We start from the raw sequence: 15,164 nt of genomic DNA, 5'->3' as shown, positions 1-15,164 counted from the left end.
CAGGGAGCAGCTATTTACCTGGTAGAAAATAAAAAGGTTGCAGGTGGCAAAATACCTGCAACCCTTTTGTATTTTAGGAAAATAAAATGAGTATCATGAAACATTGGATGTTGTATGTGTTGCTGTTGTTTGCCGGCCTGGAAAAGGCAACGGCACAGGGCGGCGTTTATCTGAAAGGTGTAGACGGCAGGCCGTTTTTTGAAAAAAGTTATGTAGATATACAAGGCTCGCCATACCTGCAGGATGATTGGGCCAAAGGAACCGTTGAATTTAAAGATGGCAAGGCATACAAGGATGTAGAGCTGAAGTACGACCAGGTAAGGGATGCGCTGTTGTTTAAGAATGAAAAGGGGGAGCCCTTTGAATTTTCTAAGCCGGTAAAGGCTTTTAGTTTAACCAACAGGAAGGATAACCGGCAGCTGGTGTTCCGCAATGGTTACAACCCGGTGAAGGGCGCCACCGCCGATTCCTATTACGAACTACTGGCAGATGGCGCGATGCAATTGTTGCTGAGAAAATCCAAAAAGATCCGGGAAGATAAAGCGTATGGCTCCGCCACCACTGTGCGTACGGTGGAAGAATACGTAAACTACTATATTTCAAAGAACGGTACGCCGGTGAACATTAAGAAAAGTGAAAAGGCGGTGCTGGAAGCCATTGGTGGCAATAGTGCCGCGCTGGAGGCGTATATCCGGAGTAATAAGTTAAACCTGAAGAATGACGAAGACCTGGTAAAGCTGATCGTTTACTGCAATGGTTTAACGCCGGGTACAAAATAATTACCGGCGGTATTCCTCTACCTGTTCCAGCAGCGCCATTGCTTTGATGACGGGATCCCACTCCTTTCCCTGGAAAATGGCCCTGAACCATTTTTTGTGGCGGTTGCTGTACCGGATATTTATAAACAGCCAGATGGCGGCGCAGAAGAATGCGGTAGTAACTGCCAATTGAAGCAGCAGCAACCAGGGATTGCCGGATGCCAGCATGGCCGGGGTCAGGTAGAAGGTGGTCCATACCGGCAACTGCAGAAACAGTATACGGGCACACCAGAGCGAGGAGGATTTCAGCCGGGACAGTTTTTCCTGGGTGGACAGAATTGGTTCGCTGATATCCACCCGTTGGATCAGGATTAACTGGTAGAGGTATATGCCGATAGCCAGTTTCGTGAGCAGTACCTGTATGCCGGCCGATACCAGGAAAAACGGACTGGCGATATGAAAGGTACCGATGAGGATGATGTCTGCTAAAATAACCCAGCCAATCCCTACAAGTAACGCAAATATTTTTGATGGCTTCATGGAAGCCAGGAAGGACCTCACTTTCATATGCATGATATCTTCTGCATTTTTTTTATTTAATGACAGGCTTTCTTCGAGCTTTTTGTCATAACTTTTCCAGAGATGAATAATTGCGGCGTCTTCCATGATGCTAAGATTTAAGGGGGGCGAATTTTTGTTTTAAAAGAAGCTTTATCCTGTTGATTTTTGTGGACACGTTACTGGTGGAAAGCCCCATGATCTCTGCCATTTCTTTATGACTTTTTTCTTCGAGATATAGCAACATCAGGGCTTTGTCCAGTTCTTTCAGTTCTGAGATGAATTGTTGTAATAAACCAATCTGAATGGTAGTATCGTCCGGTATGCCCGGGTCAGTGATATCGAGGATATTGTCTGACAGCGGATTTGATACCTGTTTCCTGCGATTTTCCTTCCGGTAAAATGAAATGGCCACATTTAATGCAATACGGTATATCCAGGTGGAATATTTGTATTGATCCTGGTAGTGATCAAAGGATTTCCACAATTGCACGATGATTTCCTGCACCAGGTCTTTCCTGTCTTCCGCATCGCGGCAGTAGGCATTGGCGATTTTGTATACAATGCCCTTGTGCGTTTGAATCACCGTCAGAAAAGTATCCGATTTATCAATAGTGTTCATTCGTTGTATTTACCTGGTTGTTGGATGAAGAAAATACTTGCTTCTTCATTATTCGCAGCAACAGCAAAAAAATCACACTTTCCCGGAAACATTTTTTATGAGGCCTTTTCCCTTGCTGACCCATTTATTATTTTTAAGCGAAAACCGGTAGGGAAGGTAGGCGTCTTCCCCGGCGTATTGCACACCTACCCTGGTAGATACCAGGATGTTTTCCGCGCTGGTGGCGCCGGTATCTTCTATCCATACCTTATTGCCGGTCAGACTTTCGCCGGTAAGGGAGTTATCGATACCCAGCGCCTTGCTGAGATTGCCGGGGCCGGCAGTAAGATTTTTGACAGGTTGACTACCAAAACGGGATTGCATGGTATCGGTACCATCCACCGGCTCCAATGCCCGGATCAGTATGGCATGAGGGGTATCTGCTACATTGGTGATAACATTGAACAGGTAGTGAATGCCATAGCAGAGGTATACATACGCCACCCCTCCCGATTGGTACATAACAGCCGTTCTGTTGGTGCGGCGTTCATTCCAGGCATGCGAGGCACGGTCGCCAACACCGGCATAAGCTTCCGTTTCCACGATGATACCGGATGTGCGCACGCCGCCGATAGCCGTTACCAATGTTTTCCCGATTAATTCCCTGGCAATTTTAATCACATCTTTTTGCCGGTAAAATGCAGCGTTGAGCTTTTTTATTTTCATGCGGGGGAGGAATGGTCTGTTGAAGGAGGGAAGGTACAAAAAATAAAGGGTGGAGCTGCCTGATGGCACGCGTGTGCATTTATACCTATACTTCCGCTGATAAACTGTATTTTACCTGTCTCAAATATAATTATGAAGAAAGTTTTTCTGTTTGTTTTGTTGCTGGGCCTATTAAATAGCGTGATGGCACAGGATGCCGTGTATATTTTTTCTTTTTTTAAAGATAACGGGCAGGATGGACTGCACCTGGCATACAGTCGTGATGGTTATACCTGGAAGGAGCTGAACAATGGCCGCTCCTTGCTGACGCCCGCCACCGGCGATGATAAGCTGATGCGGGATCCCTGTATTATCCGCGGCGCCGATGGCTTGTTTCATATGGTATGGACGGTGAGCTGGAAGGAAAAAGGTATTGGCTATGCGTCTTCGGCGGACCTGGTACATTGGTCGCCGCAAAAATCCATCCCGGTAATGGCGCACGAAACGGGCGCTTTGAACTGCTGGGCCCCGGAAATAACCTATGATGCTGCACATAAAACGTATATGATCTATTGGGCCACCACTATTCCCGGGAGGTTTGCCGCCGGCGAATCCAGTGGGGACGGTAAGTACAATCACCGGATATATTATGTAACCACCAGGGACTTCGTGCAGTTTACTCCGGCAAAACTCTTGTACGACCAGGGGTTTAATGTAATTGATGCCAGCATTGTTCCGGACCGGCGCCGGTTTATCATGTTCCTGAAAGATGAAACCAGGACACCGCCGCAAAAGAATATTCGTATAGCCACCAGCAAAAAGCTGACGGGTGGTTATAGCAAGCCTTCCGCGCCCATTACAGGTAACTACTGGGCGGAAGGCCCTACCGCGCTGAAGCTGGGTAATAAATGGATCGTGTATTTCGACAGGTATATGCAGCACCGTTATGGAGCTGTTGAATCTACTGACCTGGAAAACTGGGTGGACGTATCAGATAAACTATCTATGCCAGCGGGGATACGCCATGGCACAGTAGTAACCATCACGGGGAAGGAGTTTGAACATTTGCTTCATGAAAGCGGGGAGTAGTTTTTTTTGCCGTGTCGGTTTTGTTCTATTTTCCGGGTACCGGAGCTGGTAATTTTGGAGAAAAGAAATCATCATGAAAGCAAAAAAGAATATCATCTCTAAAGTGCTTGTTTTAGGCGGCACAGGAAAAACCGGCAGCAGAGTAGCGCAACAGCTCACAGAAAAAGGCTGGCCGGTACGTATAGGTTCCCGTTCAGGTACCCCTTCTTTCGACTGGGAAGATGCCGGCACCTGGGGCTCCGCAGTAAAAGATATGGATGCCGTTTATCTTAGTTTTTATCCTGACGTGGCCGTACCGGGTGCTGTAGATAAAGTGGCCGCATTTACAAAGACGGCAGTAGATAATGGTATCAAACATATTGTATTGTTATCCGGTCGTGGAGAAAAAGAGGCCCAGGCATGTGAAGATATCGTGATGAATGCGGGTATAGACTGGACAGTAATCCGGTGTGCCTGGTTTAACCAGAATTTCAGTGAAGGATATCTCCTGGATCCATTGATGGCAGGCCATGTAGCACTTCCCGCAGGCAGCGTAGTTGAGCCGTTTGTAGATACAGAAGATATTGCAGACGTTGCAGTAGCCGCCTTTACAGAAGAAGGACATGCCGGGAAACTGTACGAGCTGACTGGCCCCCGTTTAATTACATTCCCCGAAGCCGTGGCGGAAATAGCCAAAGCCACCGGCAGAAATATTCAATACCAGGAGATAACCATGGAGGAGTACAAAGGGATGCTGGCAGAATATGAGATTCCGGAAGATTTTATCTGGCTGGTGAGTTATTTGTTTACAGAAGTACTGGATGGCCGCAACACTTACCTGGCAGACGGTGTACAGCAGGCATTGGGCCGGGCGCCGAGGGACTTTTCAGAGTATGTGAAAAGGACTGCTGCATCGGGTATCTGGAATGGATAAGATGTATATAACAACACCGCAGGTACTGCCTGCGGTGTTGTATATTTAACCAGTTTGCAGCGCCAGAAAAAATGCTGTAAATTTATAAGATGAAGAAAATACCTGTTAGCCCCTTGCTGTTCCCTCATCAGCGGATAGCAGAAAATCATCTTAAATGAATAAGCTGTTGTACCGGGTCTTCTTTTCCGCCATTACCCGGATGGCACTGGGCATCGCGCTTTTGTTCACCGACCCGTTGTCCGTAACGTTCCGGTATCTTATTGTGATCATCTTTTTATTACCCGTGATAAGGTATATTGTTCATGAGTGGCAGCAAACGGGAATGGATATATTTTTTAACGGCTATCCGAGCCTGGGGATTATAAGCCACGTTTTTATCACCACCGGTATAGCAGCGTTATATGTGTTGGTAGTGGCACATGTGCTCCAGGTATATTCCACCTCCTATTTCTGGTGGATACTTATCGTTATTGTACCCGTAATATGCTGGTACCTGTTGTTTGGTAAAGACGCCCCTCCTACAGAAAGGCGGGAACATAACAGGCGGGCATTGCTGCGAACATTGGCATTTTACATTATTCCCTTTTTCTTTGCCGTCAATTATGCATTTGACTTCTTCACCCCTGTGTATACAAAATATTATATCACCCGCAGCGATCACCACACCTACACCAGCTATGATCCGGATATCAGCGAAACAGCGGTGTATTATTTTTACCTGCTGCCTGCCGGTAGTATAACCGGGACGTCCCGCTGGCAAACCGTTTCTCAAAACGACTACTATGGCGTTGAGAGATATGGTCGTTACAATGGCAGGGATAGTCTGCACTACCTGGTAATGGATAAGTGGAAGGGTCGTGACAGCGTATCGGCCCATTTCAGAGAGCAATTCCAGCTACTGTTGCTACGCACAGACACAGTGCCCTCCCGGCAAACCGTTTCCCACCGGTTATACGAGCAATTTCAAGATGGAGACTACCTGCATAAAGAGGAACACCGCGGCCTGTTTGGATTTAAATGGGTTAGCTATCATTAATTTTATTGCCATGTCCGAATCGACCCGGTAGAAAGTCCATTTCACGCCCCTGCACTCCCTGAATAAGACTGTAACTTTGATCAACACGAGCGGGCTCCGGTAGTATCGGGCAGCTCACCTGTTAAATCAACATCATTCAATAGAAATAAAACAGCAATTATGGAAGGGAAAGATTTTACCACAACCATTTTGGTGGACCAATCTCCAAAAGAAGTATTCGATGCCATTAATAATGTCCGGGGCTGGTGGCAGGGAGAAATTAAAGGCGGCACAGACAAACTCAATGACGAGTTTACCTATCGCATGGGTGATGTGCATTTTTCAAAGCAAAAAGTAGTTGAAATTACTCCCGGCAAAAGGGTGGTATGGCTGATCACCGAAAGCAGGATCAGTTTTGTATCTCATAAGGAAGAATGGCTTAATACAAAAGTCATTTTTGATATTTCCAAAGAAGGAGAAAAAACTAAAATCACTTTTACGCATCATGGACTTGTGCCGGCGATCGAATGTTATGATGGCTGCTCAGGCGCCTGGGGGCAGCTTGTAGAAAAAAGCCTGTTCAGCTTAATTACCAAAGGTGAAGGAGTAGATGTATTTTAAAAATGAAAAAGGATCGGTATGGGAAATTATGAGACATTTTACCAACTACATCATAAGGAAACACCGTTGATACTTGCCAATGCCTGGAATGTAAAGAGTGCTCAGATAATAGAACAAAATGGTTACGATGCCATTGGCACGTCAAGCGGTGCTATTTCAAACTCATTGGGATATGAAGATGGTGAAAAAATGCCATTCGATGAACTGTTTTTTGTTGTGCAGCGGATAAAAGCAAGTACCAATATCCCATTGTCAGTTGATTTGGAAAGAGGATATACCAATGACCTGGCAGTGCTCACCGAAAACATCCAAAGGCTTGTTGATATTGGAGTAGCGGGGATCAACCTGGAGGATGCACAGGGGGAAGAAATTTATCTGAAGAAACTCCATAGCATCAAAAATTATCTGGAAAAAAGCAACCAGAAAATTTTTATAAATGCAAGAACAGATGGTTTTCTGTTGAAAGTTGACGCCCCGCTGGAAACGACCATAAAAAGAGCAAAAGCGTACCAGGATGCGGGCGCCGATGGGCTATTTGTTACAGCTGTTTCAGATACGGCAACTATTAAAGAGATCGCTTCCTCTACTACACTTCCTTTGAACGTTGTTGGGTCGCCCAAACTTTCATCTATACAGACCTTGTCTGAATGCGGGGTTAGGAGAATCAGTATGGCAGTTTTGTTATACAGGGCATCTTACAACCAATTGGATAAATTGATCAAAGAGGTTAGTGCTCAGCAATCATTCGGCCCCTTGTTTTAATTCAAATGTCTTATTGACGCCTTGTGCTATTGAAAAGATACAGTATACCTGGTCTTTCCAATAGCACAAGGCGTTGGTAAATATTCAGTAAAAAAATAGTTTATTTCGGTTATACCGGGAATCCTTCTTTATTTCCCGGACACTACCTGCAATTCAAAAGTCTTTTTACCAATCAACCCCTGCTCACTTACTCCTTCTATTTTCCCTGTAAAACCGCCGTATATATCTGAACAAAAAAAGCTGACAGAAACTTCTCCTTGTTGGTTGGTAGTGATTTCCGGTAGCCAGACCAGCGTTTTACGAAAATCTGGAACGGCGTCGGGATGGGTATCATAATCAGGTTGATAAAATTCCTGGTGGCGATAGTAGCCCTTTGTAGTGGCCAACCGGAATTTCTTTAATAATTCTTCTTCTGTAAAAGTGCGGTAATGATAAACGGCTTGTTTCATTTCTTCTGCCATAAAAGCATATGGATGGGAGAAAATCTCGTGTCTTCTGTTACCGATATATTCGCTGTAATGTTTGCCCTCTATAGGTTTTTTGTTGCTGTGGCATGCAGGACAATTTATAACGCCGCATTCGCCCAGATAATCTGTATTGCCGTCCAGTTTGGCGATGCTATCTAATATCCCCAGGTATTTTGGCCAGGTAGTTCGGCCGCCTTTGGCGGTTATTTGAACACCGGTGAGGGTTTTATGAAACCGGTTATTGGGAGGTAATGAAAAAGCGTCTTCCTTATTATTTTCCGCAGCTATGGCCAGGGGATAGATATCGGTTTTGTTGATCGCCGCTTTTTTAATTGCGGTAAATGGATTGGCTATTTCCATCCCGGCATCACTTTCGGCCAATTGCTTTACATAGATTTTTGCCCCCATGGCTAGTATAGATGAGTCGAGCAGAAACCGGCCGGTGCTGTCCGGAGTAAACGCTTGCTGGTAGCGTTGGTCGCCGTCGAAGGCTAGCAGGATACTTTGACTTTTTGCGGCTTTTCGTTTGTTATGTGACAGGATAAGATGTCCGGTGAGATAATCAGCTACTACCTGTTGATGATGTGTTGCAGACGTGGTTTCCTTCCATACATAGCTTTTCGGGTGTTGTGTAAGCAGCAGCAGATCCAGTGCGGGTTCCCGGTCTTTGTTGTTTTCATCGAAGTACCAGGCAGGGTGGTATAGGTTATCCTTCAGTTGGGAGGAAAGATAGTAATGGTTATCGATCTCCTTGTCATCCTGCGGTTGTTGATAATTGTTCCCACTAACATTGAGGCATAGCGACGCCGCAACGGGCTTTCCGGTCTGGTCGGTGGTACGTATGTTCAATGTTACTTTTTCACGGTTAAGGTAAATACTTTTTGTTAGCTGGTAGCTGATGTGCAGTTTTTTGTTGGGATGAAGATATACCAGGCGTTCCGCCAATGGCTGGTATAGCGTATCGAACAATGTAACCGCCGCCATGCCTTCGGGCGCACTTTGCAGTGGCAGCCCTATTACGAGGCTGTCTGACAGCATCGCAATAGCTATTAACTGCACAATGCCGCGTGTTTGCAGTCTTACATAAATCCGTTGAGGAGTGGTAGCTGTGTTCCTGGTAACACGAAGGGATAAACTGTCGTCATTATTTTTTAACAGGTGCATGGTGATCCCTGTTTGGTTGACTGCGGGCAGGGGGTATGTAGTATCACCTGATGGAGGCTGCAGCCGGACGGTATATGCTACACCGTAGTCGGGTGTAAATGTAAAACTACCCATGCCTGCGTGGCGTGTGCTGAAGCGGGTTACCGGGTTACCTTGTTTGAGCAGGGTGCCGGCTACGTTGACCGGTGTACCGGCAGTATCAGTTGCGCTGAAAGCTACGAGATTGCTGATTCCGGCAACCAGGCGTCCGCCCTCGGGGAACAGGTTGAACCGAATTTTACCATTGGTATTTTTGCTGATAGCCGTTTTCTTTTGTGGGGGATATTTATCTTTTACCACGCGTATACGACGCAGCGCATAACAAGGGGAGGGGCTGTCATCAAACGAATTGGCCGACCAGGCTTTCAGCCAATAATCTCCTTCAGGTAAATCTCCGTCAAGATATACCTGGCCGTTGACCATCCCATTTTTTACCGGATACATTTCCTGCCATACGGTGCTGTCATTGTCTTTTTTCTGCAGCATCACATACAGGATTTTATCAACAGCTAACAATGCCAGGTATTGTGCATCCAGCAGGTAGCTTTTAAACCAGATTTCTTCACCGGCTTCATAAATGCCCCGGTCTGTGTGGAGATAAATATTTGTAACGGGGAGATTAGCGGCAGTGTTATGCACTTGCGCGGCAAGGCTATCGGTAATTATTTTTGGTTGCTGGGAAAAGCAGGGCAGCGAAGCATAGAGTAAAAGCAGTAGGTATATTGTTTGCCGGCGCATGTTATTGAAGGGGGTTGTAAATTTCTATTAAAATAGATAATTTAAACGTTCTTGCCGGATTAAAGTTTCGGTTTGGAAAAACAAAGGGTGGTTCCGGAGAACCATCCCAATATTTAATTTTGAGTTGCCTTACACTTCAATATCGCCTGTAATGACTTCTCCGGCCCGCTTGTAATTGGCTATAATAACCCCTTTTGTTGTCACCTGGCTTTCTGTTAATGTAAATGCCGCCGGGATCGCACCGTTTTCGAACAGCCTTTTTCCTTCACCGAGAATTACCGGGTAAATTTTCAACCGGAGCTCGTCTACCAGGTCATGCTTAAGCAATAGCTGAATGAGCTTACCACTGCCCCAAACCTGGATGTCGGCGCCTTCTGACTGTTTAAGTTTTTCGATATCTGCCGGGCTTTTGAGGAAGACGGTATTTTTCCAGTCTGATTCTTCCATGGTTTGCGACAGCACGTATTTGGTGCCATCATTAATGCCTGGCCAGAAGTCGGCGTGTTGGGGCCAGTAGGGTTCAAAAATTTCAAAAGTTTTTCTACCCAAAAGGTAATCTGCCGGTTTCATCTCTTCCTGCATGATCTTGCCAAAAACCTCGTCGCCGTAAGATACGGTCCAGCCGCCATATTTGAAGTTGCCGGATGTATCTTCTTGGGGGCCGCCGGGGCCTTGCATAACCCCATCTAAAGTGATCATTGATATAACAGTTATTTTTCTCATTTTATTCGCTTTTTGTGATTAAGATAGAAGTTATGTTTTACTGTATACACGTGGTTACTTTAAAAAACTGTCCAGGTAGTTTAAAATCGTTGTTGTTTGCATCATCAGGGTAACATGTCCTTGTGAAGGAACAATGGCCAATTGCGATTTTGGCATGGTTCCCAGATCCGCAGAAACAGCACCTCCCAATAATTGATATGTTTTTATCAACTCAATTTTATCCAGTCCATCGTTATCGCCGGATATGATTAATACAGGTGCAGCAATTTTCGAAATATTGGCCTCGCCGAAGTTGAAAGGTACCACAGCGTAAGCAAACATCTGCTCCAGGAATTTTGTCCATTTTGTTTTATCGGGTGCTACCGCATCATAAGCGGCTTTCATAGGGCTATTGCTAAAAAATTCAGGTTTCAGTCCTTTAAACGCATTGTTTACTGAGGGTAGCCAACCGTTACTTTTATAAGTGGCAGAAATGATGACTAATTTTTTTAACCGCTTAGGACTTTGTATCGCGAACTGGTAGGCCACAGCGCCGCCAAAACTATATCCTGCTACATCAGCACTGTCAACTTTCAGGTAGTCCATTACTCCTTCTACATCGCGTGCTAAAGTAGCGTGCGATAATTTTCTATCTGAAAAGGGGGTATGTCCATGTCCTTGCAATTCAATGGCGATTACTTTCCTGGTTTTTGACAGCTCGGGAATTAATTGGCTCCAGTTCGTATTAATTGTCATAAAGGCACCATGCAGTAAAATGATGGGGTTGCCCTCGCCATATACTTCGTAATAAACTTTGGTACCATTAACAGGTGCGTAACCACTGTCGGAAGGTTTGAGTGCTTGCCCGTTTGAACTGGATGTTGCCAACATGCTGATTGCAATTAAGAGGAATGATTTAAGCGGATTAGCTATTTTGAATAAATTTTTCATATCGCCATTGAATTTTAGTTTCAATTTTATTGACAAGACAAAGATGAAATTCATTTCAGGATTTGACCCGGGGGGAAAACGACAACTTAAGGGATGAATTGCGACAAAGCAGTTTTTGGGAGTAGCGGTAACAGGTATGAGAGAAACGGTTATTGCAAATAACCTGCTGGCAGCCGGTCAGTCAGATTTGCTTTCTGACTGGTCGGCTGATCCTTATGATAAAAATTTTACTGAGGGCGTGTTGATGAATAGGGCGGAGCAACAGGTGTTTGATGCCTCTTTTCCTGAGCACCCATTAACCCGGGCGAGACAACTGATTACCCAGATAGAAAGAGATCTTCAATGGAAGCAGGAAACAAATCGTTTACCCGTATTTAATCAATAGTGTTCTGTTATTTCTTATGCGATGGCTGCACAAATACTGTCATCAATCCTAAACCAATATATATAATACCCGTAATCACTGACTGCATACGGATATAATAGCGATTATTCTTGACCATCTTACCAAGACTACCGGCAGCCAGGGCATAGGCGCCATCGCTGATAGTGGCCATCACGGAGAACATCAGCCCCAGTATCAGTACCTGGAGGGCTACATGCCCTTTAGCGGGATTGATGAACTGTGGCAGGAATGCGAAAAAGAACATACATGTTTTAGGGTTCAATACATTTACCACTACTCCCTGCCAGTATATCTGTGCGGAGGACTGGGGAGTGGTGGTTGTTTGGGCAACCGATACCTGGCGGGAACCAAATATTTTTTTCAGCCCAAGGAAAATCAGGTAACCGGCGCCGGCGAATTTAAGTACGGAGAAAGCAACGGAGGAAGCCATCAGGATGGCGGAAAGTCCCGCCGCTGCGGCAATGGTATGTACTACGGTACCCGTTTCAATGCCCAGTACCGAAACAATACCTGCACGGCGTCCCTGGTCGGCGCTTTTAGCAATAATATATAAAACGGCGGGTCCCGGTATGATCAGCAACACCAATGAAGCCAGTATAAATGTCCATAAAGAAGTAGTATCAATCATAAGAGGGTAGTTAAGACCACTAAAATACAGGATATTTCCAGGTTTTACGGCAGGTGTCGGTTTTGTTCTATTTTTGGGGAACTTCCTGCGCTAATTTGCACTCAGAAACAAACCTAATCTTACTGCTATGTTAAAGTTTTCAACGCTGCTGTTAATTATCACTGCTACTTTTACCGCGCTGATGGCGGGTCTTTTTTACGCCTGGTCCGTTTCCGTGACCAATGGTATTGGCCGTCTACCCGACAGTGGCTATTTAACTGCTATGCAGGTAATGAACCGCGCTATCCTCAACCCGGCTTTCCTGGGCATTTTTATGAGCACCCTGATATTACTGCCGGTTTGTACTTACCTGTACTTCAGCCAGCCGCTGAACAGCACTTTCTGGTGTTTGCTCCTGGCCTCCCTTTTTTATGGTATAGGCGTATTTGGTGTTACTATGGTAGGAAATGTTCCCCTGAATGATGCATTGGATGCTTTTAATATCTCCGGCGCCGGCGCAACCGAGCTGGCAGCTATGCGGGCAAAATTTGAAAGTACCTGGAACAGCCTGAACCTGGTAAGGACAGTATGCAATACCATCTCCCTGGTGTTTACCATCATCGCTTGTATCTCCTCAAATAAATAATACACATGAAAATCCATCTGATTGCCTCAGGGCTGCTGATTACAGCGGCTCTGGCCAGCCTTCCTTTGCATGATAGTTACGCCGCAGGTAAAATTCCGGGAACAGATGATCCCCGCGCCAGGAAGGCTGTATTGTCTGTGCTCACAAATAAATGTAATGTTTGCCACCGGCACAGTAACCCCGGAAAGGTATTTACTCCCGACAATCTTGACGAACTGGCTCCTAAAATTTATAAACAGGTATTTGTAAAAAGAAGGATGCCCAAAGGAAGAGATATCCGGTTAACACCGGAAGAGGAACAACAGCTGCGGGATTGGCTGGAAACAAAGGTGGTAGCCCGGAATTAATCAGTGGTGTACTACCGGTTACCTGCCACTGCTTCCTGCAGTTTTGTGATGAGCGTTGCGTTGGCTTTTACTCCTGGTATCAATTGCTCCGCTCTCAGTGCCCATTGAAGGGCATCTTTCAAAGCCTTATCTGTAGGGGCAAGCGTTTCAGAAAACGCGGTAGCAGCGGTAAACAGCTTCATATGAATTGCCCTGGAGTAAATATTTACGATATAGGGTTTCTCTTCCTGGAATCCCGGTATTTTGGTACTGTCTTTTTCGCCGCTCAGGAAAGGCGCCATGAGCTGCTGGTAGCGCCGGGCATCCTCTGCATGAATGGAATCTACTGCTATCTCCATTGAATTACCGACCATGGTATAACCGGATTTTTTCAGCAGCACGGTATCCTTTGCCATACCGGCATATATCAGGTTGATCCGGTTAATATGCGCTGCCTGTTTGGTGGTAATGTCCAGTTGATTGACATAACCCAATAGCTGCTTTATTTCCGCTAACTTTTTTTCTCCGATGGCTGCGGGAATAGCGCGTTCTGCAAGTTGATCGTAGAGATGCTGCCGGATGGCTGCCCTGGACGATTCGCTTAACTGATCATAGCGACTCATCAGCAGGGGAAGGGCCCTGGTTTTGGTGCCAATCATTTGCTCACCGATGAATACCAGGGTCGATTCTTTATGTTGCTCATTTGCGGGTAATACCTTTAATAACTCATCCAACAGCAGCGTATTATCCATATTTAACCGGGCCTTGCTGGAAATATAGGTGCGCAGAAATCCGGGACTGCGGTCGCCGGCATTAAAGGCGGCTTCGAGCCTGGATGGCCGGTTTTTATCTGCCAGCAGCGTGGTGGCTTTATCTGCATGGGTGTTGAAAACTTCCGCGGGGCCTTCGCCTGCTACTTTGTGTACCAGGTATCCATTGTTATCAAGATAGAGAAACGACGGATAGGCGCCGATATTGAATTTTTTTGCCAATGCTACTCCTTCTCCCTTTTCTGCATTCAGTTTATAACTGATGAATAACGGATTGTATTTGTCGCCAACAGCTTTCAGCGGAAATACCTGCTGATCCATTTGTTTGCAGGGACCGCACCAGTCGGTATATACATCTATAAACACCATCTTCTGCTGCCGCTGCGCTTCCTGCAGTAATGCGGCATAGGAGCCTTCAAAAAAACAGATACCCGTTCCCGGCTTGTCCTGCGCATTCACACGGGAAGTAAAAAAGAAGAGCAGAAGCGAAAGAGAAATGATCGGACTTGTTTTCATACGTTTTTGCTTAAATTGGTGCTGCCTGGCGATACGGGAAAATAATTCTTTTGTTGCTTTTTTTACTGATTTTTTTACCGCGTAATACTGGCTGATGACAATAAACAAAGCAGCGGAACTGCTCCGGCAGTTTAACGACACCACCGACAAATGGATTACTTACCTGGACGACTATACGTTACCTATGCTTCATCAGCGACCCGATGTGGCATCCTGGTCGCTGGGGCAGGTATATGTGCATATCATAGCCGATACCACCTGGTACATAGGACAAATGAGAGCTGCACTATCGGCGGGTAATAGCGATCATGAACAGGAAATGCGTGCCGACGCGAAAGCAATGTTCCTGCAAAACGGGTTCCCGGATGCGCGCATGGCTAATCCCTTTAACAGCCTGGATTTAAATCAGCCGGAAAATAAGGCATCCCTGCAGCAAAGCCTTTTGTCTATAAAAGCGGAAGTAAACCAGTTGTGTAACAGCGTGGATATCTCCGCATCTATCGGGAAAGCGGAACACCCGGGATTTTATTTTTTTAGTGCTGCAGAGTGGTTGCAGTTTGCCGAGATGCATATGCGGCATCATTTCCGGCAGAAGCAACGGATCGATGAACAATTGTTTGATAAAAAATGATATTGCAATTGATAGCGCCATGTAAGTTTGTCGTGATCCCGTTACCGCTATAGGATACTTATCTTAGTTATTTTCCTGCAGGCTGCTATTGCCGCTGGTCTGCTACTCCCTGCCTTTTTATTTTTCCTGTTGCCGGGAATTCCGCTGTTGATCGGGGTGTTCATGAAGATATGACACTT

At 45.7% G+C, this 15,164-nt stretch carries 18 protein-coding genes; 10 read left to right on the top strand and 8 right to left on the bottom strand.

Going from position 1 to position 15,164, the window contains the following annotated elements:
- The first annotated feature begins 95 nt into the window (after positions 1–95).
- On the top strand, positions 96–779 hold the full coding sequence (locus KE626_RS27270) for a hypothetical protein (RefSeq protein ID WP_211976195.1): 684 nt from the start codon (positions 96–98) through the stop codon (positions 777–779).
- Here the strand turns inward: KE626_RS27270 and KE626_RS27265 are convergent, their stop codons facing one another.
- The 3 genes from KE626_RS27265 to KE626_RS27255 all read right to left on the bottom strand — a co-directional run bounded on the left by KE626_RS27265 (position 780) and on the right by KE626_RS27255 (position 2,643).
- Positions 780–1,424 (bottom strand): hypothetical protein, encoded by a 645-nt coding sequence (locus KE626_RS27265; RefSeq protein WP_211976194.1) that lies wholly within the window; start codon positions 1,422–1,424, stop codon positions 780–782.
- 4 nt (positions 1,425–1,428) lie between these two features.
- The gene (locus KE626_RS27260) at positions 1,429–1,938 is read right to left on the bottom strand and encodes an RNA polymerase sigma factor (RefSeq protein ID WP_211976193.1); all 510 of its coding nucleotides are present in this window, start codon (positions 1,936–1,938) and stop codon (positions 1,429–1,431) included.
- A 72-nt stretch (positions 1,939–2,010) separates the two neighbouring features.
- Entirely contained in the window at positions 2,011–2,643 is a 633-nt protein-coding gene (locus KE626_RS27255; protein WP_249207728.1) for a DNA-3-methyladenine glycosylase, read from the bottom strand.
- Positions 2,644–2,775: 132 nt separating this feature from the next.
- On the opposite strand from KE626_RS27255, the gene KE626_RS27250 reads away from it, so the two are divergent.
- The 5 genes from KE626_RS27250 (at position 2,776) to KE626_RS27230 (ending at position 7,022) form a co-directional block, all read left to right on the top strand.
- Positions 2,776–3,711: a glycoside hydrolase family 43 protein gene (locus KE626_RS27250; protein WP_211976192.1), complete on the top strand. Its 936-nt coding sequence runs from the start codon at positions 2,776–2,778 to the stop codon at positions 3,709–3,711.
- Positions 3,712–3,784: 73 nt separating this feature from the next.
- Positions 3,785–4,624 carry an NAD(P)H-binding protein gene (locus KE626_RS27245; protein ID WP_211976191.1) on the top strand — a complete coding sequence of 280 codons (840 nt, stop codon included), beginning with the start codon at positions 3,785–3,787 and terminating at the stop codon, positions 4,622–4,624.
- 154 nt (positions 4,625–4,778) lie between these two features.
- Positions 4,779–5,660, top strand: a complete 882-nt coding sequence (locus KE626_RS27240) for a hypothetical protein (protein WP_211976190.1) — start codon at positions 4,779–4,781, stop codon at positions 5,658–5,660.
- A gap of 159 nt (positions 5,661–5,819) precedes the next feature.
- Positions 5,820–6,260, top strand: a complete 441-nt coding sequence (locus tag KE626_RS27235; protein WP_211976189.1) for an SRPBCC family protein — start codon at positions 5,820–5,822, stop codon at positions 6,258–6,260.
- Positions 6,261–6,278: 18 nt separating this feature from the next.
- Positions 6,279–7,022, top strand: a complete 744-nt coding sequence (locus KE626_RS27230; protein ID WP_211976188.1) for an isocitrate lyase/PEP mutase family protein — start codon at positions 6,279–6,281, stop codon at positions 7,020–7,022.
- 128 nt (positions 7,023–7,150) lie between these two features.
- Here the strand turns inward: KE626_RS27230 and KE626_RS27225 are convergent, their stop codons facing one another.
- The 3 genes from KE626_RS27225 to KE626_RS27215 form a co-directional block, all read right to left on the bottom strand.
- Complete coding sequence (locus KE626_RS27225; protein ID WP_211976187.1) at positions 7,151–9,430, bottom strand: hypothetical protein; 2,280 nt, start codon at positions 9,428–9,430, stop codon at positions 7,151–7,153.
- Between the two features lie 129 nt (positions 9,431–9,559).
- A complete protein-coding gene (locus KE626_RS27220) occupies positions 9,560–10,153 on the bottom strand; it encodes a dihydrofolate reductase family protein (RefSeq protein WP_211976186.1) in 594 nt (197 codons plus the stop codon).
- 54 nt (positions 10,154–10,207) lie between these two features.
- Positions 10,208–11,083: an alpha/beta fold hydrolase gene (locus KE626_RS27215; protein ID WP_211976185.1), complete on the bottom strand. Its 876-nt coding sequence runs from the start codon at positions 11,081–11,083 to the stop codon at positions 10,208–10,210.
- 136 nt (positions 11,084–11,219) lie between these two features.
- Here KE626_RS27215 and KE626_RS27210 point away from each other — a divergent pair, with 136 nt between their 5' ends.
- Positions 11,220–11,468 (top strand): hypothetical protein, encoded by a 249-nt coding sequence (locus KE626_RS27210; RefSeq protein WP_211976184.1) that lies wholly within the window; start codon positions 11,220–11,222, stop codon positions 11,466–11,468.
- A 7-nt stretch (positions 11,469–11,475) separates the two neighbouring features.
- Here KE626_RS27210 and KE626_RS27205 read toward each other — a convergent pair whose 3' ends face one another.
- A complete protein-coding gene (locus tag KE626_RS27205; protein ID WP_211976183.1) occupies positions 11,476–12,117 on the bottom strand; it encodes a LysE family translocator in 642 nt (213 codons plus the stop codon).
- A 127-nt stretch (positions 12,118–12,244) separates the two neighbouring features.
- On the opposite strand from KE626_RS27205, the gene KE626_RS27200 reads away from it, so the two are divergent.
- Positions 12,245–12,742 (top strand): anthrone oxygenase family protein, encoded by a 498-nt coding sequence (locus KE626_RS27200; protein WP_211976182.1) that lies wholly within the window; start codon positions 12,245–12,247, stop codon positions 12,740–12,742.
- A gap of 5 nt (positions 12,743–12,747) precedes the next feature.
- Positions 12,748–13,089: a hypothetical protein gene (locus KE626_RS27195; RefSeq protein WP_211976181.1), complete on the top strand. Its 342-nt coding sequence runs from the start codon at positions 12,748–12,750 to the stop codon at positions 13,087–13,089.
- Positions 13,090–13,100: 11 nt separating this feature from the next.
- Here KE626_RS27195 and KE626_RS27190 read toward each other — a convergent pair whose 3' ends face one another.
- Positions 13,101–14,354 carry a thioredoxin family protein gene (locus KE626_RS27190; RefSeq protein ID WP_211976180.1) on the bottom strand — a complete coding sequence of 418 codons (1,254 nt, stop codon included), beginning with the start codon at positions 14,352–14,354 and terminating at the stop codon, positions 13,101–13,103.
- A 94-nt stretch (positions 14,355–14,448) separates the two neighbouring features.
- On the opposite strand from KE626_RS27190, the gene KE626_RS27185 reads away from it, so the two are divergent.
- Complete coding sequence (locus KE626_RS27185; protein ID WP_211976179.1) at positions 14,449–14,985, top strand: DinB family protein; 537 nt, start codon at positions 14,449–14,451, stop codon at positions 14,983–14,985.
- Positions 14,986–15,164: the final 179 nt, after the last annotated feature.

Source organism: Chitinophaga hostae, assembly GCF_018224885.1.
Taxonomy (GTDB): Bacteria; Bacteroidota; Bacteroidia; order Chitinophagales; family Chitinophagaceae; genus Chitinophaga; species Chitinophaga hostae.
This window is presented reverse-complemented; position numbering and strand designations above follow the sequence as displayed.

Coding starts and splice junctions, on each gene's coding strand:
- KE626_RS27270 (WP_211976195.1), top strand. CDS start 96: ATGAAACATTGGATGTTGTATGTGTTGCTGTTGTTTGCCGGCCTGGAA.
- KE626_RS27265 (WP_211976194.1), bottom strand. CDS start 1,424: ATGGAAGACGCCGCAATTATTCATCTCTGGAAAAGTTATGACAAAAAG.
- KE626_RS27260 (WP_211976193.1), bottom strand. CDS start 1,938: ATGAACACTATTGATAAATCGGATACTTTTCTGACGGTGATTCAAACG.
- KE626_RS27255 (WP_249207728.1), bottom strand. CDS start 2,643: ATGAAAATAAAAAAGCTCAACGCTGCATTTTACCGGCAAAAAGATGTG.
- KE626_RS27250 (WP_211976192.1), top strand. CDS start 2,776: ATGAAGAAAGTTTTTCTGTTTGTTTTGTTGCTGGGCCTATTAAATAGC.
- KE626_RS27245 (WP_211976191.1), top strand. CDS start 3,785: ATGAAAGCAAAAAAGAATATCATCTCTAAAGTGCTTGTTTTAGGCGGC.
- KE626_RS27240 (WP_211976190.1), top strand. CDS start 4,779: ATGAATAAGCTGTTGTACCGGGTCTTCTTTTCCGCCATTACCCGGATG.
- KE626_RS27235 (WP_211976189.1), top strand. CDS start 5,820: ATGGAAGGGAAAGATTTTACCACAACCATTTTGGTGGACCAATCTCCA.
- KE626_RS27230 (WP_211976188.1), top strand. CDS start 6,279: ATGGGAAATTATGAGACATTTTACCAACTACATCATAAGGAAACACCG.
- KE626_RS27225 (WP_211976187.1), bottom strand. CDS start 9,430: ATGCGCCGGCAAACAATATACCTACTGCTTTTACTCTATGCTTCGCTG.
- KE626_RS27220 (WP_211976186.1), bottom strand. CDS start 10,153: ATGAGAAAAATAACTGTTATATCAATGATCACTTTAGATGGGGTTATG.
- KE626_RS27215 (WP_211976185.1), bottom strand. CDS start 11,083: ATGAAAAATTTATTCAAAATAGCTAATCCGCTTAAATCATTCCTCTTA.
- KE626_RS27210 (WP_211976184.1), top strand. CDS start 11,220: ATGAGAGAAACGGTTATTGCAAATAACCTGCTGGCAGCCGGTCAGTCA.
- KE626_RS27205 (WP_211976183.1), bottom strand. CDS start 12,117: ATGATTGATACTACTTCTTTATGGACATTTATACTGGCTTCATTGGTG.
- KE626_RS27200 (WP_211976182.1), top strand. CDS start 12,245: ATGTTAAAGTTTTCAACGCTGCTGTTAATTATCACTGCTACTTTTACC.
- KE626_RS27195 (WP_211976181.1), top strand. CDS start 12,748: ATGAAAATCCATCTGATTGCCTCAGGGCTGCTGATTACAGCGGCTCTG.
- KE626_RS27190 (WP_211976180.1), bottom strand. CDS start 14,354: ATGAAAACAAGTCCGATCATTTCTCTTTCGCTTCTGCTCTTCTTTTTT.
- KE626_RS27185 (WP_211976179.1), top strand. CDS start 14,449: ATGACAATAAACAAAGCAGCGGAACTGCTCCGGCAGTTTAACGACACC.